This is a genomic window from Streptomyces sp. 549 (assembly GCF_030124175.1).
Taxonomy (GTDB): Bacteria; Actinomycetota; Actinomycetes; order Streptomycetales; family Streptomycetaceae; genus Streptomyces.
Genome location: NZ_JASKMT010000002.1, coordinates 85,266 through 106,468, shown reverse-complemented (window position 1 = coordinate 106,468; position 21,203 = coordinate 85,266). Strand labels below are relative to the sequence as shown.

General features: G+C 72.8%; 21 protein-coding genes. 6 read left to right on the top strand and 15 right to left on the bottom strand.

The annotated features are described in order from the left end of the window. Positions 1-119 precede the first annotated feature (119 nt). Positions 120-1,262, top strand: coding sequence for an NADH-quinone oxidoreductase subunit D (locus QNO07_RS02580; protein WP_283989724.1), 1,143 nt, complete (start codon positions 120-122; stop codon positions 1,260-1,262). Positions 1,263-1,322: 60 nt separating this feature from the next. Here QNO07_RS02580 and QNO07_RS02575 read toward each other — a convergent pair whose 3' ends face one another. The 4 genes from QNO07_RS02575 to QNO07_RS02560 all read right to left on the bottom strand — a co-directional run bounded on the left by QNO07_RS02575 (position 1,323) and on the right by QNO07_RS02560 (position 5,342). Next, complete coding sequence (locus QNO07_RS02575) at positions 1,323-2,717, bottom strand: hypothetical protein (protein ID WP_283989723.1); 1,395 nt, start codon at positions 2,715-2,717, stop codon at positions 1,323-1,325. A 118-nt stretch (positions 2,718-2,835) separates the two neighbouring features. Continuing rightward, positions 2,836-3,804: an ABC transporter substrate-binding protein gene (locus tag QNO07_RS02570; protein ID WP_502961769.1), complete on the bottom strand. Its 969-nt coding sequence runs from the start codon at positions 3,802-3,804 to the stop codon at positions 2,836-2,838. A gap of 138 nt (positions 3,805-3,942) precedes the next feature. After that, complete coding sequence (locus tag QNO07_RS02565; RefSeq protein WP_283989721.1) at positions 3,943-4,656, bottom strand: ABC transporter permease; 714 nt, start codon at positions 4,654-4,656, stop codon at positions 3,943-3,945. Positions 4,657-4,658: 2 nt separating this feature from the next. Continuing rightward, positions 4,659-5,342, bottom strand: coding sequence for an ABC transporter permease (locus QNO07_RS02560; RefSeq protein ID WP_283989720.1), 684 nt, complete (start codon positions 5,340-5,342; stop codon positions 4,659-4,661). Between the two features lie 41 nt (positions 5,343-5,383). Between QNO07_RS02560 and QNO07_RS02555 the strand changes: the two genes are divergently transcribed. Then, the gene (locus QNO07_RS02555) at positions 5,384-6,550 is read left to right on the top strand and encodes an ABC transporter ATP-binding protein (RefSeq protein ID WP_283989719.1); all 1,167 of its coding nucleotides are present in this window, start codon (positions 5,384-5,386) and stop codon (positions 6,548-6,550) included. Positions 6,551-6,583: 33 nt separating this feature from the next. Here the strand turns inward: QNO07_RS02555 and QNO07_RS02550 are convergent, their stop codons facing one another. Continuing rightward, positions 6,584-7,555, bottom strand: coding sequence for a GNAT family N-acetyltransferase (locus tag QNO07_RS02550; protein WP_283989718.1), 972 nt, complete (start codon positions 7,553-7,555; stop codon positions 6,584-6,586). A 52-nt stretch (positions 7,556-7,607) separates the two neighbouring features. On the opposite strand from QNO07_RS02550, the gene QNO07_RS02545 reads away from it, so the two are divergent. Further along, complete coding sequence (locus tag QNO07_RS02545) at positions 7,608-8,201, top strand: TetR/AcrR family transcriptional regulator (protein WP_283989717.1); 594 nt, start codon at positions 7,608-7,610, stop codon at positions 8,199-8,201. An 83-nt stretch (positions 8,202-8,284) separates the two neighbouring features. On the opposite strand, the gene QNO07_RS02540 is transcribed toward QNO07_RS02545, so the two are convergent. The 3 genes from QNO07_RS02540 to folB are packed head-to-tail and all read right to left on the bottom strand — an operon-like array spanning position 8,285 to position 9,736. Beyond that, positions 8,285-8,770, bottom strand: coding sequence for a DUF3180 domain-containing protein (locus QNO07_RS02540; protein WP_283989715.1), 486 nt, complete (start codon positions 8,768-8,770; stop codon positions 8,285-8,287). 14 nt (positions 8,771-8,784) lie between these two features. After that, a complete protein-coding gene (gene folK / locus QNO07_RS02535) occupies positions 8,785-9,381 on the bottom strand; it encodes a 2-amino-4-hydroxy-6-hydroxymethyldihydropteridine diphosphokinase (RefSeq protein WP_283989714.1) in 597 nt (198 codons plus the stop codon). After that, positions 9,365-9,736, bottom strand: coding sequence for a dihydroneopterin aldolase (gene folB / locus QNO07_RS02530; protein ID WP_283989713.1), 372 nt, complete (start codon positions 9,734-9,736; stop codon positions 9,365-9,367). Before folB ends, folK begins: the two co-directional genes overlap by 17 nt. Before the next feature lie 414 nt (positions 9,737-10,150). Here folB and QNO07_RS02525 point away from each other — a divergent pair, with 414 nt between their 5' ends. Then, a complete protein-coding gene (locus tag QNO07_RS02525) occupies positions 10,151-10,777 on the top strand; it encodes an NADPH-dependent F420 reductase (RefSeq protein WP_283989712.1) in 627 nt (208 codons plus the stop codon). 81 nt (positions 10,778-10,858) lie between these two features. Here QNO07_RS02525 and folP read toward each other — a convergent pair whose 3' ends face one another. The 7 genes from folP to dacB form a co-directional block, all read right to left on the bottom strand. Next, positions 10,859-11,737, bottom strand: coding sequence for a dihydropteroate synthase (gene folP / locus QNO07_RS02520; RefSeq protein WP_283989711.1), 879 nt, complete (start codon positions 11,735-11,737; stop codon positions 10,859-10,861). Between the two features lie 57 nt (positions 11,738-11,794). Further along, positions 11,795-12,400 carry a GTP cyclohydrolase I FolE gene (folE, locus tag QNO07_RS02515; RefSeq protein WP_283989710.1) on the bottom strand — a complete coding sequence of 202 codons (606 nt, stop codon included), beginning with the start codon at positions 12,398-12,400 and terminating at the stop codon, positions 11,795-11,797. A gap of 129 nt (positions 12,401-12,529) precedes the next feature. Further along, on the bottom strand, positions 12,530-14,545 hold the full coding sequence (gene ftsH, locus QNO07_RS02510; RefSeq protein ID WP_283989709.1) for an ATP-dependent zinc metalloprotease FtsH: 2,016 nt from the start codon (positions 14,543-14,545) through the stop codon (positions 12,530-12,532). Positions 14,546-14,735: 190 nt separating this feature from the next. Continuing rightward, positions 14,736-15,275: a hypoxanthine phosphoribosyltransferase gene (gene hpt / locus QNO07_RS02505; RefSeq protein WP_283990046.1), complete on the bottom strand. Its 540-nt coding sequence runs from the start codon at positions 15,273-15,275 to the stop codon at positions 14,736-14,738. Between the two features lie 48 nt (positions 15,276-15,323). Then, positions 15,324-16,568: a tRNA lysidine(34) synthetase TilS gene (gene tilS, locus QNO07_RS02500; RefSeq protein ID WP_283989708.1), complete on the bottom strand. Its 1,245-nt coding sequence runs from the start codon at positions 16,566-16,568 to the stop codon at positions 15,324-15,326. A 239-nt stretch (positions 16,569-16,807) separates the two neighbouring features. After that, positions 16,808-17,986: an Rv3626c family coenzyme F420 biosynthesis-associated protein gene (locus QNO07_RS02495; protein WP_283989707.1), complete on the bottom strand. Its 1,179-nt coding sequence runs from the start codon at positions 17,984-17,986 to the stop codon at positions 16,808-16,810. Positions 17,987-18,164: 178 nt separating this feature from the next. Then, a complete protein-coding gene (dacB, locus tag QNO07_RS02490; RefSeq protein WP_502961756.1) occupies positions 18,165-19,676 on the bottom strand; it encodes a D-alanyl-D-alanine carboxypeptidase/D-alanyl-D-alanine endopeptidase in 1,512 nt (503 codons plus the stop codon). 86 nt (positions 19,677-19,762) lie between these two features. Here dacB and QNO07_RS02485 point away from each other — a divergent pair, with 86 nt between their 5' ends. Then, the gene (locus tag QNO07_RS02485) at positions 19,763-20,257 is read left to right on the top strand and encodes an inorganic diphosphatase (protein ID WP_283989706.1); all 495 of its coding nucleotides are present in this window, start codon (positions 19,763-19,765) and stop codon (positions 20,255-20,257) included. Between the two features lie 196 nt (positions 20,258-20,453). Then, entirely contained in the window at positions 20,454-21,200 is a 747-nt protein-coding gene (locus QNO07_RS02480; RefSeq protein WP_283989705.1) for an SCO4225 family membrane protein, read from the top strand. The last annotated feature ends 3 nt before the right edge of the window (positions 21,201-21,203 follow it).

Sequence of the window (21,203 nt, the reverse complement as noted above, 5' to 3'; positions counted from 1 at the left end):
GTTCTCCTGTGCCTCGCTGCCCGCTTGATGCTGCATGTCCCCCAGCGTAGGCGGGACCGCGGCGGCACGGATCAGACCGCAGGAGGACCCGCGGGCGCCGAGCTGCCAGACTGTGCGCCATGACGGAGACGACTGTCGGTATCGGTGGAGCGGCCGAGAGCACGGACATGGTGCTCAACATCGGCCCGCAGCATCCCTCCACGCACGGCGTGCTGCGGCTGCGGCTGGTCCTGGACGGTGAGCGCATCAGCGTCGCCGAGCCCGTCGTCGGCTACATGCACCGGGGTGCCGAGAAGCTCTTCGAGGCCCGTGACTACCGCCAGATCATCGTGCTGGCCAACCGCCACGACTGGCTGTCCGCGTTCTCCAACGAGCTGGGCGTCGTGCTCGCCGTGGAACGCATGCTGGGCATGGAGGTGCCCGAGCGTGCCGTGTGGACGCGGACGCTGCTGGCCGAGCTGAACCGGGTGCTCAACCACCTGATGTTCCTCGGCTCGTACCCGCTGGAGCTGGGCGGCATCACGCCGATGTTCCACGCGTTCACCGAGCGGGAGAAGCTCCAGCACGTCATGGAGGAGGTCTCCGGCGGGCGCATGCACTACATGTTCAACCGGGTCGGCGGCCTCAAGGAGGACCTGCCCGCCGGCTGGGCCGGGCGGGTCCGCGAGGCGGTGGCCGCCGTGCGCGGCCGGATGCACGTCTTCGACGACCTGGTGCTCGGCAACGAGATCTTCCGGGCCCGTACCCGCGGCGTGGGCGTGCTCAGCGCGGAGACGGTCCACGCCTACGGCGTGAGCGGTCCCATCGCACGGGCCTCCGGCGTCTCCTTCGACCTGCGCCGCGACGAGCCGTACCTGGCGTACGGCGAGCTCCAGGACACCCTGGAGGTCGTCACCCGCTCCGAGGGCGACTGCCTGGCCCGGTTCGAGGTGCTGCTGCGCCAGACCCACAACGCGCTGGACCTGGCCGACGCGTGCCTGGACCGGCTCGCCGAGCTGCCGCCCGGCCCGGTCAACCAGCGCCTGCCCAAGGTGCTGAAGGCACCCGAGGGCGCCACCTACGCCTGGACGGAGAACCCGCTCGGGCTGAACGGCTACTACCTGGTGTCCAAGGGGGAGAAGACCCCGCACCGGCTCAAGCTGCGCTCGGCCTCGTTCAACAACATCCAGGCGCTGAGCCAACTGCTGCCGGGCACCCTGGTGGCCGACATGGTCGCCATCCTGGGCTCGTTCTTCTTCGTCGTCGGGGACATCGACAAGTAGTCCGGCGGGGCAGGCAGGCAGTCCGGAGGGGGCAGGCAGCCCGGAGGGGCGCCGGGCCGGTCAGGAGATGCGGCGGTGGCGCCGCTCCCCGGCCTGACGGCGCTTGCTGTCGTCCGTGCCCTCTGCGTTACTGAGGTCCTGGCTGGTCTGGCTGCTCTCAGCCGTCTCGCCCTCGCTGTGCTCGGCCAGGTCGATGACCTTGCCGGCCGGGCGCGGGCGGAGCCGCGGGGTGGCGTGCGGCAGGTCCGGTTCCTCGACCGGCTCCCGCACCGGCGTCTCCCGCGCGGCCGCCTCCCGTACGGCCGCCTCCCGCTCACCGAGCGGACGCGGCTGGGCCGCCCTCGCCCGCCGCACGGCCGACGGCGGAGTGCGACCGGCAACCGGCGGGGTGCGGAAGACTGATCCGGCAGACGGACCGCCGTCCGAGGCCCCGCCGTCCGCAGCGGGGGCGTCCCCGGCGGACCCGGCCGGGGCGTCCTCGGCGGACCCGCCCGGGGCTTCGCGGTCGGCTTCGGCCGGGGCTTCGCGGTCGGCTTCGGTTTCGGCCTTGGGGTCGGTGTCGGCTTCCGGGCCGGTCGCGGCGTCAGAAGCGGAGTCGGCCTCGGTGCCGTCCGCGGCTTCGGCGGCAGCCGGGTCAGTGGCGGCGGTGATGTCCATCGGGGCGGCGATGTCGGTGAGGTCGGCCGGGTTCTCCGAACCTGCCTGCTCCGTCAGCACCTCCGGGTCGTCCTGGGCCTCGAAGAAGTCGAAGCCCGGCTCGCCCTCGGCGAGCCGCCGGCCCTCGGCCTGGGCGGCCCGCAGCGCGCTGACACGCTGCTCGACCTGGGCCTCGGCGCGGCGCCTGGCCTGGTGCTCGGCGTTCTGCCGGGCCCGGCTGCGGGTGAGGTGGCGCAGCGCCTCGCCCGCCTGAAGGTAGGTCAGCGGAGTGGGCGCGCCCGAGGCGTGGCGGTGGTCGGCCGCGCGGGAGGTGAGTTCCCTCGCCGGTTCGGTCGCGGCTATCGCCAGTTGGCGGCGGCCCTCCAGCGCGGTGGCCCGCTCGGTCTCCGCGGTCGCGTAGCGGCGGAGCAGCGCGGCGTGCTCGGTGCGCAGCCGCTCCAACTCCGCCCGCTTGCGGCGCAGTACGTCCTCCAGCTTGCCGCGGATCTCGCGGGCCTCGTCGAGGTCCGTCTCCAGCTCCGCCTGCCGCTCCTCGGCCCGCCACTCCAGGGTGGCGCGCTGGGCCCTGACCTCCGCGACGCGCTGACCGGCGGCCCGGTCCCAGCGGCGCATCAGCACCGCGCCGGTGACGGCGGCGGCTGCCGCACCCAGGCTGAGGCCGCGCAGCACCCAGGTGCCGGATCCGCCACCGCCCGCCAGCAGGGCACCGCCCGCGCAGGTCAGTGCGGCGGCGGCGATGGCCGCCGGGGCGAGCAGCCGGTGCAGCGGCGGCGCATGGCGGTGGCGTCCTCGTGGCATGGCCTGAAACTTACCGTGCGTGCCCGCCGGTCGGGAGGCCGCAGGGCAAATCGTTCCTAGCTGTTTACGCGTGGCTGCTCACGCGTGGTGCCCACACCAGCCCCCGCGCGCGGGGGCGTCAGGAACCGAGCAGGTCCTTCGACTCCAGGTACTCCCGGGCGACGTCCTCTGCCTTCTCCCGGTCCGCGTCGACCTTGCGGTTCAGCTCGGTGAGGTCCTCGGTGGTGAGTTCCTCCGTGAGCCGGTTGAGGGCGGTGGCGACGTCCTTGGCGCCGGCGTCCTTCGTGTTGACCACCGGCAGCACGTTGTCGGCGTTCTGGAGGTTCTTGTCGTCCTCCAGCAGGACCAGTCCGAAGCTCTCCAGGGTGGCGTCGGTGGTGATGGTGAGCACCATGTCGTTGGTGCCGTCCTTCACGGACTGCTTCGCCTGCACACTGCCCACGCCCTTGGGGTCGACCTCGGTGATGTCGATGCCGTAGGTCTTCTCCAGGCCGGGGCGGCAGAACGGGCGGTCGCCGCACTCGTCGCCCGCGGCGAGCTTGATCCTGAGGTCCGCCTCGCCGACGTCGCTGAGCGTCCTGAGGTCGTTGTCCTCGGCGAACTTCTCGGTGACCGCGAAGGCGTTCTGGGCGACCGCCTCCCCGGCGGGGAGCACGGTCAGGCCGCGGGGTTCGGCGAGTTCGGTGAGCGCCTCGACGGTCTTGTCCACGTCGCTGGAGGCCACGGGGTTCTTCGCGGCCTCGTCGGCGCCGTTCACCTTGGCGTTGAGGAACTCGGCGAGCGTCGCCGCGTACTCCGGCACCACGTCGATCTCGCCCTTCTCCAGGGCGGGTTCGTAGAGTTCGCGGCTGGCGAGCTTCTGCACCCGGGTGGTGTATCCGGCGTCGTCGAGCACCGCGGCGTACAGCTCGGCCATGATCGCGGACTCGGTGAAACCGGCGGACCCCACCACCAGGGTGCCCTTGCCGCCGTCGCCTCCGTCACCGCCCTGCTCCTCAAGGCTGCCACCGCCGCAGGCGGTGAGCCCGGCGGTCAGCAGCACGGCGGCGGTCGCCGCGACCAGACGTCGGCGGGCGGGGATGCGGATGGGGCTCACGAGGTGCTCCTCAACTTCGGCTCCGGACACCGTATGTGCGCCGGCAGCGGTTCGTCGTCCCGTATTCCACCGTTCGGACGCGGGTATCCCACCCGCCGAACGGGCGCCGCGCCACGGGCGGCGCACCACTCACGCCGCGACCTCGGTGGGCACGGGCGCGGTGGCGGCGGCGGTGGGCGCGGTGCGGCGCATCGGGTCGACGACCCGGGCCACCAGCACCAGCACCGCCTCGACCAGCAGGGCCAGTACGGCGACCAGCAGGGCCCCGGCGACGACCTGCGGCGTGTTGTAGGTGTTGAACCCGGCGGTGATGATCCGGCCGAGGCCGCCGCCGCCCGCGATGGCCGCCAGCGTCGCCGTGGCGACCACCTGCACGGCGGCCGACCGCACACCGGTCATGATCAGCGGGAAGGCCAGCGGGACCTCCACCCGGGACAGCAGCTGCCAGCCGGACATGCCCATGCCCCGGGCGGCCTCCACCACGTCCCGGTCGGCCTCGCGCATGCCGACGTAGGCGTTGGTCAGCAGCGGCGGCACCGCGAACAGCACCAGCGCGATGACGGTGGGCAGTTCGCCGTAGCTGCCCAGCGGACTGAGCGTCAGCAGCACCAGCACGGCGAGCGTCGGCACGGCCCGGCCCACGTTGGAGATGTTGACGGCGAGCGCGCCACCGCGTCCGAGGTGGCCCAGCCACAGCGCGACGGGCAGCGCGATCAGGCAGGCCACGGCGAGGCACACCACCGTCAGGTACACGTGCTCGCCCAGGCGCTGCCACACGCCGCCGTCACCCGTCCAGTTGTCCGCCGAGGCCAGCCAGGCCCAGGCGTCGGCGATCGCTCCCACGGTCAGGCCGCCTTCCCGGGCCGCGCCCTGGTCCAGGGGGTGAGCAGGCGCTGGAGACCCAGCAGCCCGACGTCGGCCAGGACCGCCAGCACCACGCACAGCACCGAGGCGGTGAGGACCTGCGCCTTGAAGACGCTGTCCAGCCCGGCGAAGAGCAGGTTGCCCAGACCGCCGAAGTTGATGATGCCGCCGACGGTGGTCATCGCCACCGTGGACACCGTGGCGATGCGCACGCCCGCCATCAGCGCGGGCAGCGACAGCGGCAGTTCGACGGCGAGCAGCAGGCGCAGCGGCCCGTAGCCCATGCCGCGGGCGGCCTCCCGCACGTCCTCGGGCACACCCTCCAGGCCGGCGAGGATGTTGCGCACCAGGACGGTGAGCGAGTACAGCACCAGGCCCGTGACGACCACCGCGACGGACACCCCGATGAGCGGCACCAGCAGGGCGAACATGGCCAGCGACGGGATGGTGTAGAGGATCGTCGTCAGGCCCAGCACGGGCCCGCTCAGGCGGCGCCAGCGGCGGGCGGCGACGGCCAGCGGCAACGCGATCAGCAGGCCGATGAGTACCGAGGCGACGGTGATGCCGACGTGCTGGACGGTCGCGTCGACGAGCTCCTGGCTGCGGGTGCGGACATACTCGGCGCAGATCCACTCGTTGGCGGCGAGGCACCCGTTCGAAGTCACGTACGGGACTGTAACGCGGGCGGCTGACAGAATGAGGCACCATGATCCGTTTCGAGCGTGTGACCAAGCGCTACGCCGACGGCACGACGGCTGTCGACGACCTCTCCTTCGAGGTGGCCGAGGGCGAGCTGGTCACGCTCGTCGGGCCGTCCGGGTGCGGCAAGACGACGACCATGAAGATGGTCAACCGGCTGATCGAGCCGAGCGAGGGGCGCATCCTGCTGGGCGGCGAAGACGTCTCCGCCGTGGACCCGGTCGTGCTGCGCCGCCGCATCGGGTACGTCATCCAGCAGGTCGGTCTGTTCCCCCACAAGACGGTGCTGGAGAACACCGCCACCGTGCCGCTGCTGCTCGGCGGGTCCCGGGCGAAGGCGCGCGCCCGGGCGGCGGAGCTGCTGGAGCTGGTGGGCCTTGACCCGCAGGTGTTCGGCAGCCGCTACCCCGACCAGCTCTCCGGCGGGCAGCGGCAGCGGGTCGGGGTGGCGCGGGCGCTGGCCGCCGACCCGCCGGTGCTGCTGATGGACGAGCCGTTCGGCGCGGTCGACCCGGTGGTGCGCGAGCGCCTGCAGACGGAGTTCCTGCGGTTGCAGGCAGAAGTGCGCAAGACGGTGCTGTTCGTCACCCACGACATCGAGGAGGCGGTCCGGCTCGGTGACCGCATCGCTGTGTACGGCCACGGCCGCATCGAGCAGTTCGACCCGCCCAGCAAGGTGCTGGGCGCCCCGGCGACGCCGTACGTGGCGGACTTCGTCGGCGCCGACCGCGGCCTGAAGCGGCTGTCGGTGACGCCGATCGAGCGCGGCGACCTGGAGCAGCCGCCGGTGGTGCGGCTCGACGACCGGCCCGAGCAGGCCGCCGCCCGGATGCGGGCGGAGGGCGCCCGCTGGGCGGTGGTCCTGGACGACTCGGGCGACCTGCACGGCTGGGTGTCCGCCGACGCGGTGTCCGCCCCGGGCGGCGCGGCCACCACCGTGCGCAGCCACGCCCGCCGGATGGAGGCGTGGCTTCCGGTGGGCGCGCCGCTGAAGCAGGCGTTCAGCACGATGCTCCAGCACGACGCGGGCTGGATCGCGGTGCTGGACGGCGACCGGTTCGAGGGCGTGCTGACGCCGGCGAAGCTGCACGAGGCGCTGCGGCGGTCCATCGACGCCGACGAGCAGGGCGTGCCGCGCGCGCAGGCCGCCGTCGAGACGGTCGCCGACGTCTAGGGCGCCTGACGCCCGGGGCCTGCCGGGCAGGCTTCAGGGTGTCGTGGGGGCGTCGTCCCAGGCCAGGGAGGACATTCTCCAGCCCGCGGGGGTGCGCAGGAACTGCGTGGTCTTGTGTCCGCCGCCCTCGAACCACTCGCCGTTGTGGTGACCGGACTTGCGGTACTCGCTGAACCGGTGGGCGATCGACCCGAAGACCTCGGTGCGCTCGCTCACCTCCCACTCGGAGAACTCCGTCAGGGTCCCGTCGGTGAGCATCTTCTGACGTGGTGCGATGAACCCGTCGAGGTCGTAGGTCACGGGCTCGCCGCCGACGTTCGCGATGATCCGCCCCTGCGGTACGAAGACGTCACGGATGACGCCGAGGTCCGGACGCCTGCCGCCGGCGTTGGTGAAGGCGCCCACGAACACGCCCATCAGCCGGTCGAGTTCGGCGCGGACGGCGGCCTCGGACGTGTCACCGGCGGTCGGCCACTCCTCGGCGAGGACCGACCACACCTCGATGTCGCGCCGTTCGCCCCGGTGGACGGAGTGCCGCCGCAGCACACCGTCGCGGCTCATGCCGAGCCGGCGGGCGACCGCGATGCTGCGGGCGTTGCCCGAGGCGGCCCACCATTCGACCCGGCTCATGCCGCGCTGCGCGAAGGCCCAGTCGATCAGCGCCCGGCACGCCCTCGTGGCCAGCCCCTGCCCCTCCCCGGCCCGCTCCAGCCAGCAGCCGACCTCGCACACTCCGAAGGCACCGTCGAAGCGGGTGAACATGGCGCCGCCGACCAGGGTGCCGTCAAGCCAGATGCCGTGGATGCGGGCGCCGTCCGCGGCCTGCCGGTCGGCGTAACCCTGGAGGGTGGCCGTGGCGGAGGCGAGGTCGGTGCTGCGGGAGGCCCAGGGTATCCACGGGTCGACGGTGGCCCGGGCCCGGTCGATGTGGGACAGGAACTCCGGTGCCTGCCAGGGCTCCAGGGGGCGGAGCTGAGCACGGTCGCCGAGCGACAGGATGAACATGGGGCCTCGCCCTCCAGGTACGTAACAAGCGTTCGGTACGTAAGCTAGCAGCATGCCACCCGCGCCCGGAGACCGAGAAGCCCGCCGCAAGGACGTGTCAGAGGCGGTGTGGCGTGTTCTCGCCGACAAGGGCTTCGGCGGGCTGACCCTGCGCGCCGTCGCCACCGCCATGGGCGTCTCGACCGGGATGCTCATGCACTACTTCCCCACCAAACGGGCCCTCGTCACGCACGCCCTGGACCTGCTGGAGAAGGACACCGCGTTGCGGCCCCGCAGAGCGCGCCCGGCACCGGGGCTCGCCACGGTGCGCGCGATGCTCCTCGACATCCTGCCGCTGACCCCGGGCGACACCGCACGCAACCGCATCTGGGTCAGCTCCTGGGACCTCTCCCTCGCCGACGACGCCCTCGCCGCGGAGCAGGCCGACCGCTACGCCCGGCTGCGCTCGACGCTCCGCCCCCACCTGGAAGCCGCACGCGACGCAGGCGAGCTCCCCGCGACCGCCGACCCGGAGCAGTCCGCCGCCACCGCCGTCGCCTTCACCCACGGCCTCGTCGTCCAGGCCCTCTTCGACCCCGGCCGCTTCCCCTCGGACGTGCAGACCGCGATGGTCGACTCCTTCCTCGCCTCACTCGCCCGCACCTAGCCGGAGCTGCGGAACGGGGCGGGACGCCGGAAGGCGGGCCTCGCGGCCTCAGGGTCCTCAGTGCCTCAGGGTCCTCAGGGGCCTCAGGCCGGGGCGGCCTGGGGGCCCTCCTCGTCGTCGGGCAGACGGCAGATCCGCTCCAGCCACATGGCGACCGCCACCACCGCCAGCGCCGCGACCACCGAGAGCCCCGCGTAGATCGCCTGGTCGCGCCGCGCGGGCACGTCCACCAGGCCGGAGGTCAGCAGCAGCACCCCCGTGCCGCCGTAGACGCCCGCGGCCAGGGCCGCGACCAGCGCGCTGGCCTGCCCGAACACCACGGCCCGTGCGGCCATCATCGGCTCGACGCCCTTCGCCTCCGGGCGGCGTTCGCGCTGTGCGCGCAGCCGGGACCGCAGGGACAGGGCGGTGGCCAGCAGCACCGTGGCGATCAGCGCCAGCACCACCGGGGCCAGCACGGGCACGGCCGGCAGGGTGCCGACGGACTCCCACAGCCGGGCGCCGGCCCAGGACAGCACAGCGGAGACGGCGAGGATCCCGGCAAGCGTGCGGATACGGATCTCTTTCACGTGTCCTTCAACGGCTAGTCGGGCAGGACGAGTTCCAGGTCCGGGCGAACCGACACACCGTCCCGGCCGACCGCTGCCAGCAGCTCGGTGACGGGTCCGCGGCCGGGCACCTCGGCGGCCGGGTCCACATCGTGCCACGGCACCAGGACGAAGGCCCGCTCATGCGCTCTCGGGTGCGGCAGCGTCAGCACCGGGTCGCCGGAGACCACGTCCTGGTAGGCGACGATGTCCACGTCGATGGTCCGCGGGCCCCACCGCTCGTCCCGCACCCGCTCGAAGGCCTCCTCGATCGCTTGGCCGCGCTCCAGCAGCGAGTCCGGCGGCAGCGTCGTCTTCAGCAGCACCACCGCGTTGAAGTACGCCGGCTGCGAGCCGGGCTCCACTCCCCACGGCTCCGTCTCGTACACCGGCGACACCGCCTTGACCCGGACACCCGGGGTGTCCTCCAGTGCGTCCACCGCGCCCTGCAGGGTCTCCAGACGGTTGCCGAGGTTGCTGCCCAGCGAGACCACGGCCCGTTTGGGGTTGCTCAGGGTGATGTCGGCGGCGTCCACCTGGCGCACCACCGAGGCGGGTACCGGCTGCACGGTCGGATCACTGTTCGGCGTCATGTCGGCTCCGCTTGATCGTGATGGTCACATCGTCAAAGGGCACGGTGATCGGGGCCTGCGGCTTGTGCACCACCACCTCGACCTCCCGCACCGCGTCGTGGCTGAGGCACTGGTCGGCGATGCGCTGGGCCAGCGTCTCGATCAGGTCGACCGGCTCGCCCTCGACGACCGCCACCACCTGCTCGGCGACCACGCCGTAGTGCACGGTGCGGGCCAGTTCGTCCCCGGCCGCCGCCGGCCGGGTGTCGACGGCCATGTCGACGTCCACGACGAACTCCTGGCCCAGCTCCCGCTCCGCCGGGAAGACCCCGTGGTGCCCTCGTGCCCTGAGTCCGCGCACAGCGACTCGGTCCACGACGTCCTCACTCCCTTCGACCTGCACGTCCGGTGCCGGGCGCCCCTTCGGCCCGGCCGCGTCGAATGTACCCGCGGGCACCGCACCGGACGGCTGCCGGGTGCGGGGACGCGCCCCCTGGGTCCGGGTGTCCCGGCCGTGGCCCCTACCCGTCAGCTCCGCCGCCCACTCCGGTATTCCTCCCCCGCACCCCGACGGAGTGAGGCACACCACAGAGCTGACGGCCGCCGAAGGCACGGCGAGGCCCGGACGGCCACGGCACGGGACTGCGAGGCTGCGGTGCTGCGGGACTACGGGACTGCGGGACTGCGGGACTGCGGGACTGCGGGACTACGGGACTACGTCCATGGTGCCGGTCCCGTCTGGGTCCGCGGCCCGATCCGCCGGGCACTGCCGGGCGCCTAGCGTCGCCCCATGCGTATAGGACTTCTCGGCACCGGCCACGTCGCCCAGGCGCTGGCCCAAGGTTGGAGCACGGCAGGGCACGACGTGCTCCTCGGTTCACGCCGTCCCGAGCAACGGGCGGACCTCGGTCCGGCTGTCGCGGGGCTGGAGGCGGCAGCAGCCCACGCGGAGGTACTGGTCAACGCCACCCCGGGCGGCGCCTCCGTGGAGCTGCTGCGCTCGATCGGCGCACCGGCGCTGGCCGGCACCGTGCTGATCGACGTCGGCGTCGGCCTCTCCGAGGACTTCACCACCCTCCTGCACCCCAACAGCAGCCTCGCCGAACAGATCCAGGAGGCCTTTCCGCGGACTCCCGTCGTCAAGACGCTGTGCACGATGGACTCCACCACGATGACCGCGCCGGACGGGCTGACGGGCCCGAGCACCGTCTTCCTCTCCGGTGACGACGCCGAGGCCAAGCAGACCGCCGGCCGGCTGCTCACCGACCTGGGCTGGCCGCCGTCCTCCCAGCTGGACCTCGGCGGCCTCACCACCGCACGCGGGCAGGAGCACTTCGCCCTGCTGTTCATGGGGATCGCCGACGGCCTGGGGTCCTACACCTTCAACATCAACGTGGTCCCGCGCCGCACGGACTGAGCGCGGGGGCGGAGACGGGCCGGCTCGCGGGCGGGCCGGGTCGCGGGCGGGCCGGGCGGAGACGGGGCGGGCGCCCGGGGCTCAGGTGGCCTCCGCGGCGGCCTGGCGAACGGCCGCCACCACACGGACGGCGTCGGCGCTGGCCCGCACCTCGTGCACCCGCACCGCCCAGGCCCCGGACTGCGCGGCGAGCGCCGTGACCGCCGCGGTGGCCGCGTCCCGCTCCCGCGCCGGGGGCGGAGTGCGGCCGTCGTCGGCCAGGACCCGGCCGAGGAAGCGCTTGCGGGAGGCCGCCACCAGCATCGGCAGCTCCAGTTCGGTCCGCAGCCGGTCGAGCGAGGCGACCAGGGCCAGGTCGTGCTCGGCCTGCTTGGCGAAGCCCAGTCCCGGGTCGACCACCACCCGCTCGGGGGCGATGCCGCCCGCGACCGCCGCGTCCACCGCCCTCCGCAGCTCCGCCAGTACCTCGCCGACCACGTCGGCGTAGACCGCGCGGTCGTTCATGTCCACCGACTGGCCGCGCCAGTGCATCACCACGAACGGCACGCCCGCCGCCGCCACCGCCGCCACCATGCGGGGGTCGGCGCGACCGCCGCTGACGTCGTTGACGAGGCGGGCGCCCGCCGCCACGGCCTGCTCGGCGACCGAGGCCCGCATGGTGTCGACGCTGACCACCACACCCTCGCCGGCCAGCCCGCGCACCACGGGCACCACCCGGCGCAGCTCCTCGGCCTCGTCCACGCGGGTCGCGCCGGGCCGCGTCGACTCACCGCCGACGTCCACCAGGTCCGCGCCCTCCGCGACCAGGTCCAGGCCGCGCTTGACGGCCGCCGTGGTGTCGAACCACCGGCCGCCGTCGGAGAAGGAGTCGGGCGTCACGTTCACCGCGCCCATGACCGCACACCGCTCCAGGGACGGCAGTCCGGGCAGGCGGGGCCGGGGGGCGCGCTGCGGGCTCATGGCTCCAGCGTATGCGCTCCGCGCCGGCCGGCCCGCCCCGGGCGGGCACGGCGGCGGTCAGCGGGAGAGGATCAGGCTCAGCGCCTCGGAGCGGGTGGTGGCGTCCCGCAGCTGGCCGCGCACCGCCGAGGTGGTGGTCTTGGCCCCGGGCTTGCGCACGCCGCGCAGCGACATGCACATGTGCTCGCACTCGATGACCACGATGACGCCGCGCGGCTCCAGGATGCGGGTCAGCGAGTCGGCGATCTGCGTGGTGAGGCGCTCCTGCACCTGGGGGCGCCTGGCGAAGACCTCCACCAGCCGGGCCAGCTTGGACAGGCCGGTGATCTTGCCGGACGTCGCCGGGATGTAGCCGACGTGTGCGACGCCGTGGAAGGGCAGCAGGTGGTGCTCGCAGGTGGAGACCACCTCGATGTCCTTCACCAGCACCATCTCGTCGTGACCGATGTCGAACGTCGTCGTCAGCACGTCCTCGGGCTGCTGCCGCAGCCCCGCGAACAGCTCCCGGTAGGCGCGGGCCACCCGGGCCGGCGTCTCCCGCAGGCCCTCGCGGTCCGGGTCCTCGCCGACCGCTATGAGCAGCTCGCGGACGGCGTTCTCCGCCCGCTTCTCGTCGTACTCGCCGATCTGGCCCTCGCCGTCGAGCGTCACCGGGTCGGTCATGGATTGCCTCGTTCCTCGCACGTGTGCACGGAGAAAGCCGCGCCCCTCAGGTTAGAACCTGAGGGGCGCGGCCGACATTCCGGTCCTGCTGTGACCTGGGACTCCCTGCGGGCCCGGGTCGGTCCCCGGTCAGCGCTCGCGCGTCTCCGGGTCGACGACCGCCTCGGTCGGGCCGATCTCGCGGCCCTTCTCCAGCGACGGTGTGCCGTTGCTCAGCGCCAGCTCCTTCGGGGAGGAGACCGGCGGCCGGGTGGAGGGGGTGCGCCGGGCCGATCCCGTCCACGCCGGGCGGGCCGGGCGCTTCACGATGGACCGGAAGATCTCGGCGATCTCCTCCTTGTTGAGCGTCTCCCTCTCGAGCAGCTCCAGGACGAGGTTGTCGAGCACGTCGCGGTTCTCGACCAGGATCTCCCAGGCCTCGTTGTGCGCGGTCTCGATCAGCTTCTTGACCTCCTCGTCCACCAGCCCGGCGACCTCTTCCGAGTAGTCGCGCTGGTGACCCATCTCCTTGCCCAGGAAGGGCTCGGACTGGTCGGAGCCGAACTTGATCGCGCCGAGGCGCTCGGTCATGCCGTACTGGGTGACCATCGCGCGGGCGGTGGCCGTCGCCTTCTCGATGTCGTTGGCGGCACCGGTGGTCGGGTCGTGGAAGACCAGTTCCTCCGCCGCCCGGCCGCCCAGCATGTAGGCGAGCTGGTCGAGCATCTCGTTGCGCGTGGTGGAGTACTTGTCCTCCTCCGGCAGCACCATCGTGTAGCCCAGGGCACGGCCCCGGGACAGGATGGTGATCTTGTGCACCGGGTCGGAGTTGGGTGAGGCCGCCGCGACCAGGGCGTGTCCGCCCTCGTGGTACGCGGTGATCTTCTTCTCCTTGTCGCTCATGATCCGGGTCCGCTTCTGCGGTCCCGCCACGACCCGGTCGATGGCCTCGTCCAGGAAGTGGTTGTCGATGAGCTTGGCGTTGGACCGGGCGGCCAGCAGCGCGGCCTCGTTGAGCACGTTGTTGAGGTCCGCGCCGGTGAAGCCCGGGGTGCGGCGTGCCACGGCCGACAGGTCCACGTCCGGTGTGACCGGCTTGCCCTTCTGGTGGACCTTGAGGATCTCCAGGCGGCCCTGCATGTCCGGGCGGTCCACGGCGATCTGGCGGTCGAAGCGGCCCGGGCGCAGCAGCGCCGGGTCGAGGATGTCGGGCCGGTTGGTGGCGGCGATCAGGATGACGCCGCCCTTCACGTCGAAGCCGTCCATCTCGACGAGCAGCTGGTTCAGCGTCTGCTCGCGCTCGTCGTGCCCGCCGCCCATGCCGGCGCCGCGGTGGCGGCCGACGGCGTCGATCTCGTCGACGAAGACGATCGCCGGGGCGTTGGCCTTGGCCTGCTCGAAGAGGTCGCGGACCCGGCTCGCGCCGACACCGACGAACATCTCCACGAAGTCGGAACCGGAGATCGAGTAGAACGGCACCCCGGCCTCACCGGCGACCGCACGGGCCAGCAGCGTCTTGCCGGTGCCGGGCGGGCCGTAGAGCAGCACGCCCTTGGGGATCTTCGCGCCGACGGCCTGGAACTTCGCGGGCTCCTGGAGGAACTCCTTGATCTCGTGGAGCTCCTCGACGGCCTCGTCGGAACCGGCCACGTCGGCGAAGGTCGTCTTCGGGGTGTCCTTGGTGATGAGCTTGGCCTTGGACTTGCCGAAGTTCATGACCCGCGAACCGCCACCCTGCATCTGGTTCATCAGGAACAGGAAGACGACGATGATCAGCAGGAACGGCAGCAGGGAGAGCAGCATGCCGACGAACGGGTTCTGCTTCTTGGGCGAGACGGTGTAGCCGTCCCGCAGCTGCTTGTCCTGGAACTTGGACTGCAGGGTCTTGGCGAGCTCCGAGCCCTGCTCGTCGATGTAGCTCGCCTTGATCTTGTCGCTGTCCTTGATCTTGACGCCGTCCTTGAGCTCGACCTCGATGGTCTGCTCGTCGCCGGTCGTCAGTTTCGCGGACTTGACCTTGTTCTCGTTGATCGCCTGAACGACCTGGCCGGTGTCCACTGTCTTGAAGCCCTCGGATGACCCGACGACCTGCATCAACACGACCACGGCGAGGACGGCCAGCACGATCCACATGACCGGCCCACGGAAGTATCGCTTCACGTCCATCCACACGAGGCGTAAACGCCCCGTCCCTCCTGCCATAGTGAGTTGAAAAGACCGACCTTCGGACGGTACCCCAGCATTGTCGCCCGCCGCCGCCGGGCGCGGTCAACCAGCCGGGCTTCTGCTGCTCCAACGGCGGGAACCGGCCGGATGTTCCCGACCGGTTCCCGCCGCCGGAGCGGCCCGGCGGCCGTCAGCCGCCGTACACGTGCGGTGCGAGCGTGCCGACGAACGGCAGGTTGCGGTACTTCTCGGCGTAGTCGAGGCCGTACCCCACCACGAACTCGTTGGGGATGTCGAAGCCGACCCACTTCACGTCGATCGCCACCTTGGCGGCGTCCGGCTTGCGCAGCAGCGTACAGACGTTGAGCGAGGCGGGCTCCCGGGAGCCGAGGTTCGACAGCAGCCAGGACAGCGTCAGGCCGGAGTCGATGATGTCCTCGACGATGAGCACGTCGCGGCCCTTGATGTCGGTGTCGAGGTCCTTCAGGATGCGGACCACACCGGAGGACTGCGTGCCGGCGCCGTAGGACGACACCGCCATCCAGTCCATGGTCACCGGCGTGGACAGGGCCCTCGCCAGGTCCGCCATCACCATCACGGCGCCCTTCAGCACCCCGACGATGAGCAGGTCACGGCCCGCGTATTCCGCGTCGATCTTCGCGGCCAGCTCGGCCAGCTTCGCGTCGATCTCTTCTTTGGTGATGAGCACCGAACTGAGGTCGGCGCCCATGTCCTTGTCGTCCACCGTGCTGCTCTCGCTAGTCGCTCGGATGTGCGCTCAGATGTCACTCTGCCGAATGACCAGTGTGCCACCCCGTCGGAGGGCCTCCACGCGCCCGGGCAGGTTGATGGCCCGCTGGCCCCGCCAGGCGGTGATCAGGCGGTCGGTCTCCTCGATGTGCCGGGCGAAGAGCGAGCCGGCCGGTGCGCCCGCCGAGATGGCGGCCCGGCGCAGCACCCGGCGGCGCACGGCGGGCGGCAGGGCGTGGAGCCGGGCGACGTCCAGGACGTGCCGGGGGCGGGCGGGCTGCCCCTGGCCGTCCTCGGTGGCGGGTTCGGGGATGCGCACGGTGCGCATCGCCTCGGCGGCCCAGGCGTCGAGAGCGTCGGCGTCGTCCCGGGAGAGCTGGGCGGTGCGGGCGAGGGCCTCGATGACGCCCTTGCCGAGGGCCTTCTCCAGGGTGGGCATGGCCTCGTGCCGGACCCGGGAGCGGGTGTAGGCGGGATCGGCGTTGTGCGGGTCGTCCCACACCGGCAGGGACTGGACCATGCACGCCTTGCGTGTGGTCTGCCGGTCGACGGTGAGGAACGGGCGGCGGTAGCGGCGCTCGGCGCCGGGCAGGCCGGTGAGCGAGCCGGACACGGCGGCCATACCCGACAGGGAGCGGGTGCCGGAGCCGCGGGCGAGGCCGAGCAGCACCGTCTCGGCCTGGTCGTCGCGGGTGTGGCCGAGCAGCACGGCGGCGGCGCCGAGGCGGTCGGCGACCTCGTCGAGGGCGGCGTAGCGGGCCTCGCGGGCGGCGGCCTCGGGCCCGGCGCCGCGCCCGACGGCCACGGTGACGGCCTCGATGGGCGCCAGGCCGAGCGCGGTGAGCCGGTCGGCGACGTCGAGGGCGCGGAGGTCGGAGCCGGGCTGGAGCTGGTGGTCGACGGTGACGGCTCCGGCCCGCACCTCCAGCCGGGCCGCCTCGAAGGCGAGCGCGGAGGCGAGCGCCATGGAGTCGGCGCCGCCGGAGCAGGCGACGAGGACCAGGGGCCTGCGGTCGGCGGGGCTGCCGGGGGCAGAGCTGCTGCGGGCGGGACCGCGGGAAGGGGAGCTGCGGGCGGCGGTGGCGCCGGGCGCGGCGACGGGGTCGGCTTCCGGCGGGGGCGGCGCCGCGTCCGGTGCGCCTGCGGGGGGCCCGCCGGTGGTGACCGGGACGGGGAGGTCCCGGGGGGCTTCGCTGGGGACTTCGCTGAGGATCTCGTGGAGTGCGCGGCGGACCGCCAGGCGTATCGCGGCGACCGCGGGGTGAGGACCCATGTCCGTTTCACTTCCTCGGGGAGGGGCCGGTGTGCGGGATGGATGTCGGTGGCGGGAGCGGACGGGGGCGGGAGGCGGTCGCCGGCGCCGGGGCACCGCGAACCGCATCCCGCACCTCGTCGCGCAGCTGTCACGCTGAGTGCGTTGATGGTGACAGAGACGCGCCATTCCTCCGAGCATTGCACGCGGCCGGGGCCGCTCACGGTCCCTCGGATGGGTGATTCACGGGTCGTTGCGGCTCATGATTCAGCTTTGCGGTGCACCCTCGCCACCCAGTCCGCCGGTTCGGCGATCTCCGCCTTGGTGGGAAGTGTGTTCGGAGAGGTCCACACCCGGTTGAACCCGTCCATGCCGACCTCGTCGACGACGGCCCGTACGAACCGCTCGCCGTCGCGGTACTGGCGCAGCTTCGCGTCGAGGCCCAGTACCTTGCGCAGGATCTGGTCCAGCCGCCCCGCGCCGCTCTCCCGCCGCTTCTGGAACTTCTCCCGGATCTCCGCCACGGACGGCACGACCTGCGGGCCGACGCCGTCCATGACGTAGTCGGCGTGGCCCTCCAGCAGCGACATGACGGCGGTGAGGCGGCCCAGGATGTCGCGCTGGGCGGGTGTCTGGACCAGGTCGACGAAGCTGCGGCCCTCGCCGTCCGCCGTGTCGCCGCCGGCACCGCCGGCACCACCGGCACCGTGCTCCTGCTCCTCCCGCTCCTGCCGCCCGCCGGTGACGGCCTGCGCCGCCTTGCGCAGCCGCTCCAGCAGGGTGGACGGGTCCAGCTCCGTCTCGGCGAGGAAGGACTGGATCTCCCCGCGCAGGTGGTCCTGCAGCCACGGCACGGCGGTGAACTGGGTGCGGTGGGTCTCCTCGTGCAGGCTCACCCACAGCCGGAAGTCGTGCGGGTCGACGTCCAGTTCACGCTCGACGTGCACGATGTTGGGCGCCACCAGCAGCAGCCGCCCGCCCCTGCGGGCCTGCCCGGTGGGCAGGTCTCGGGCCGGCGGCGCGAACGTCTCGTACTGGCCCAGCACGCGGGAGGCCATGAACGACAGCAGGACACCCAGTTCGACGCCCGTCACCTTGCCGCCCACCGCGCCGAGCACCATTCCGCCGGGCCCGGAGCCGCGGCGCTCGCGCATGCGGCTCATCAGCGGCGCCAGCAGGTCCCGGAAACCGGCCGCGTTGGCCTTGATCCATCCTGCCCGGTCCACCACCAGCACGGGGGTGTCGCCGAACTCCGGCGCGGGCGCCAGCTTGGTGAAACCGTGCACGTGGTCCTCGGACGCCGCCGCGTGCCGCCGCAGTTCGGCGACCACCGCGCGGGCCTCCTCCGGGCTCACTTCGGGTCCCGGCCGCACGAGCCGGGTCGCGGTCGAGACCGCGAGATTCCAGTCGACCATCTCCGTACCACCGAGGCTCGTCATGACTTCACGGTACGGCGTCGGCCGGGAAAGCCGCAGCGGTACGCGGGCCCGCCGGCCCCTGCGACGTCCGGACCCGGGCACTCCCCCGCAGGTCGGCGCGGGCCTCGGGGCCGTCGGGGGCGTCAGGGACGCAGGGCCGGTACGCGGAGGCCGGTACGCGGGGCCCGGGAGGCGGGGGTCAGCGGCAGCCGCAGGCGGCGACGGTGGCGGCCAGCTTGTCCAGGGCCGCCTGGGCGCCGTACGCGTCGGTGGTGCCGGTGGTGAGGAAGGCGAAGGCCAGCAGCCTGCCGTCGGCGTCCACGACGGTGCCGGCGAGGGAGTTGACCCCGGTCAGCGTGCCCGTCTTGGCCCGCACCAGACCGGCGCCCGCCGCGCTCTCCGCCGCCGCGTACCGGCGGCCCAGCGTGCCGTTGAAGCCCGCCACCGGCAGCCCGGTGAGCAGCGGCCTCAGCTCGGCGTGGTCCGGGTCGGCGGACAGGGCCAGCAGGGCGGTGAGGAACCGTGCCGAGACCTGGTTGGACCGGCTGAGCCCGCTGCCGTCGGCGAAGCGCGCGCCGTCAACCGGCAGGTCCAGGGCCTTCAGGTGGTCCCGCACCGCCTTCTCGGAGCCCGCGAAGTCGGCGCGGGTCCCGGCCTTGAGGGCCGTCTGCCGGGCCAGGGCCTCGGCGATGTCGTTGTCGCTGTGCGTCAGCATCCGCTCCACCAGCGTGGACAGCGGCGCGGACCGGTGCACGGCCAGCTCCGTCGCCTTCTTCGGGGCGGTGGCCCGCAGGACGGCGCCCTCGGCCCGCACGCCCTTCTTCGCGAGCAGTTCGGCGAACCGCTTGCCGGCGTCGCCCGCCGGGTCGGCGGCCCTCCGAGCCGGGCCGCGGGTGCTGTCGTCGAGCCGGGCGGCGTTCAGCATCAGCGGGCTGACCGGGGCGATGTTGTCGTTGACACCGATCGGGTGCCGGTCGGTGCCGGGGTAGCGGGAGGTGTCGTAGGCGATGTCCTCGGGGACCAGCTCGCGCTTGGCCAGTGCGCTCGCGGTGCGCTTCGCCAGCGCGGCGAGCTGCTTGCCGGTGACGGTCGGGTCGCCGCCGCCGACCAGCACCACCCGCTCGTTGGCGTCGTCCCAGACGGCCCGGGTGCGGATGCGGTGGTCGGGGCCGAGCGCGGCGAGCGCCGCCGCGCCGGTGGCGAGCTTCACCGTCGAGGCGGGGGTGGCCGGGGTGCCGGCCTTGGAGGCGAACAGCTCCTTGCCGGTGGCCGCGTCCGTCACCGAGGCGGCGACGAGCGAGCCCAGGGCCGGGTCCTTCAGCAGCGGCCGCAGCGCCTCGTCGAGCGCCTCCCGGGTGGGCGGCGTGCCGCTGCCCAGGGCGCGCAGCACGGCCCGGGCGCTGGGAGCGGGCTCCGGTACGCCGTCAGGGCCGGTGCCGAGCGTGCCACCTGGGGCGTCGTCGGTGTGGTGAGCGCCACTGTCGCCGGACAGACCGGCCGCACGGGCCCGTTCGGCCGTACGCTGACCGGAGTCCCACGGGCCCGCGACCGCCACCGAGGTCAGCGCGACCACCAGGCCGAGCACGGCGGAACCCGCCGTGAGCTGCCAGGTCTGCCGGGTGTGCGGAGGGGCTGCGTGCCAGCGCCCGCGGACGGTGCGCGCAGCCGCGCCCAACGATCGGCCCACTCGGTTGACGGGCGTCTCCCGCACCTTCGACCAGCCCCTTTCACGAGCACACACCGGCGTGGGGGACACTTAACCACCAGACACATGTGTTGATCACGGAGGAGCCTCCCTTGGAGTTCGACGTCACCATCGAGATCCCGAAGGGTTCGCGGAACAAGTACGAGGTGGACCACGAGACCGGACGTATCCGTCTGGACCGTCACCTCTTCACTTCGACCGTCTACCCGGCCGACTACGGTTTCGTCGACGGCACCCTGGGCGAGGACGGCGACCCGCTGGACGCGCTCGTGCTCCTGGAGGAGCCGACGTTTCCCGGTTGCATCATCAAGTGCCGCGCGATCGGCATGTTCCGGATGACGGACGAGGCCGGCGGCGACGACAAGCTGCTGTGCGTCCCGGCGTCCGACCCGCGGGTGGAGCACCTCCGTGACATCCACCACGTGTCGGAGTTCGACCGGCTGGAGATCCAGCACTTCTTCGAGGTCTACAAGGACCTGGAGCCCGGCAAGTCCGTCGAGGGCGCCAACTGGGTCGGCCGGGTCGAGGCCGAGGCCGAGGTGGAGAACTCCGTGAAGCGCCTGGAGGCCAGCGGCGGCAGCCACTGAGCCGTCCGGCACCCGTCGCACGGGCAGCGCCGCGCCCCCGTCCGCTGCGGACGGGGGCGCGGCGCTGCCCGTGGGCGCCGCGAACCGGCATCGGAATCGGTCCCTACCGGTGAGTACCGGTACTCATGCCTGCATGTGCCGTGTCGGCCCATCCTTGGTCACGACCAGCCTGGACCGACCCGAAGGAACCCCGCCCATGCCGCATGCCTCCCGCTCGCGCCGCCTCCCACGCCTGCGCAAGTTGCTTGCGCTCGCCACGGACAACTGGCTCGCCCGGGGCTACCTGGCTGTCTTCGCCGTCTCCGTGGCGGCCATGTTCCTCCTGCCGGAGAGCAGCTTCCTCCCGGACCCGTTGATGCTCACGGCGCCCCTCTCCTTCCTGGGGTTGTTCCTCCCCTTCGGCCCCGGCACCCAGGGCGGCGGGGCGGTCGAGGCGCTGGCCACGGGCTTCTGGCTCCTTCAACTCCTGCTGTGTGCGCTCGTGAACGCCTCCGTGCTGGGGGCCCTCGTCGCGAGGAGTGCGGGCACCGCGCCGCCCGGAGCACACGACCCGCTCCCCGGCGCCCTTGCCCCCTCCACCGAGGAGGGCGCGGGCACAGCACGTTCCGGACGCTCCCGCCTGCGGGTCCTGCTGGCGCCCGCGGTGGACAACTGGCTCGCCCGGGGCTACCTCGCGGTCGTTGCGGCATCGCTGGGGTTCTTCCTGTTCGCCGCGTACGTGCGGCAGGACCCGGGGTTCGCCGGCATCTGGCCGCTCATGGCCACAGCGCCCCTCAGCTTCCTCGCCATCCTGGTGTCACTACCGGTGGAGTACTCCCCGCTCAGCTGGCTCAGCCCTCTGGCCTTCGCGATGGGCGCGGCCCTGTGCGGCCTCTTCAACGCGGTGCTGCTCGGCCGGCTCGCACGCGGGCTGCGAGCCGGGGAACCGCGTCCGGCCGTCTGATCG

Excerpts from the sequence above, each read along its gene's own strand:
- QNO07_RS02545 (WP_283989717.1), top strand. The coding sequence starts at position 7,608 with ATGCCACCCGCGCCCGGAGACCGAGAAGCCCGCCGCAAGGACGTGTCA.
- folP (WP_283989711.1), bottom strand. The coding sequence starts at position 11,737 with ATGAGCCCGCAGCGCGCCCCCCGGCCCCGCCTGCCCGGACTGCCGTCC.
- folE (WP_283989710.1), bottom strand. The coding sequence starts at position 12,400 with ATGACCGACCCGGTGACGCTCGACGGCGAGGGCCAGATCGGCGAGTAC.
- hpt (WP_283990046.1), bottom strand. The coding sequence starts at position 15,275 with ATGGGCGCCGACCTCAGTTCGGTGCTCATCACCAAAGAAGAGATCGAC.
- folK (WP_283989714.1), bottom strand. The coding sequence starts at position 9,381 with ATGACGCCGAACAGTGATCCGACCGTGCAGCCGGTACCCGCCTCGGTG.
- QNO07_RS02495 (WP_283989707.1), bottom strand. The coding sequence starts at position 17,986 with ATGACGAGCCTCGGTGGTACGGAGATGGTCGACTGGAATCTCGCGGTC.
- QNO07_RS02550 (WP_283989718.1), bottom strand. The coding sequence starts at position 7,555 with ATGTTCATCCTGTCGCTCGGCGACCGTGCTCAGCTCCGCCCCCTGGAG.
- QNO07_RS02580 (WP_283989724.1), top strand. The coding sequence starts at position 120 with ATGACGGAGACGACTGTCGGTATCGGTGGAGCGGCCGAGAGCACGGAC.
- QNO07_RS02525 (WP_283989712.1), top strand. The coding sequence starts at position 10,151 with ATGCGTATAGGACTTCTCGGCACCGGCCACGTCGCCCAGGCGCTGGCC.
- QNO07_RS02575 (WP_283989723.1), bottom strand. The coding sequence starts at position 2,717 with ATGCCACGAGGACGCCACCGCCATGCGCCGCCGCTGCACCGGCTGCTC.
- tilS (WP_283989708.1), bottom strand. The coding sequence starts at position 16,568 with ATGGGTCCTCACCCCGCGGTCGCCGCGATACGCCTGGCGGTCCGCCGC.
- ftsH (WP_283989709.1), bottom strand. The coding sequence starts at position 14,545 with ATGGACGTGAAGCGATACTTCCGTGGGCCGGTCATGTGGATCGTGCTG.
- QNO07_RS02480 (WP_283989705.1), top strand. The coding sequence starts at position 20,454 with ATGCCGCATGCCTCCCGCTCGCGCCGCCTCCCACGCCTGCGCAAGTTG.
- QNO07_RS02555 (WP_283989719.1), top strand. The coding sequence starts at position 5,384 with ATGATCCGTTTCGAGCGTGTGACCAAGCGCTACGCCGACGGCACGACG.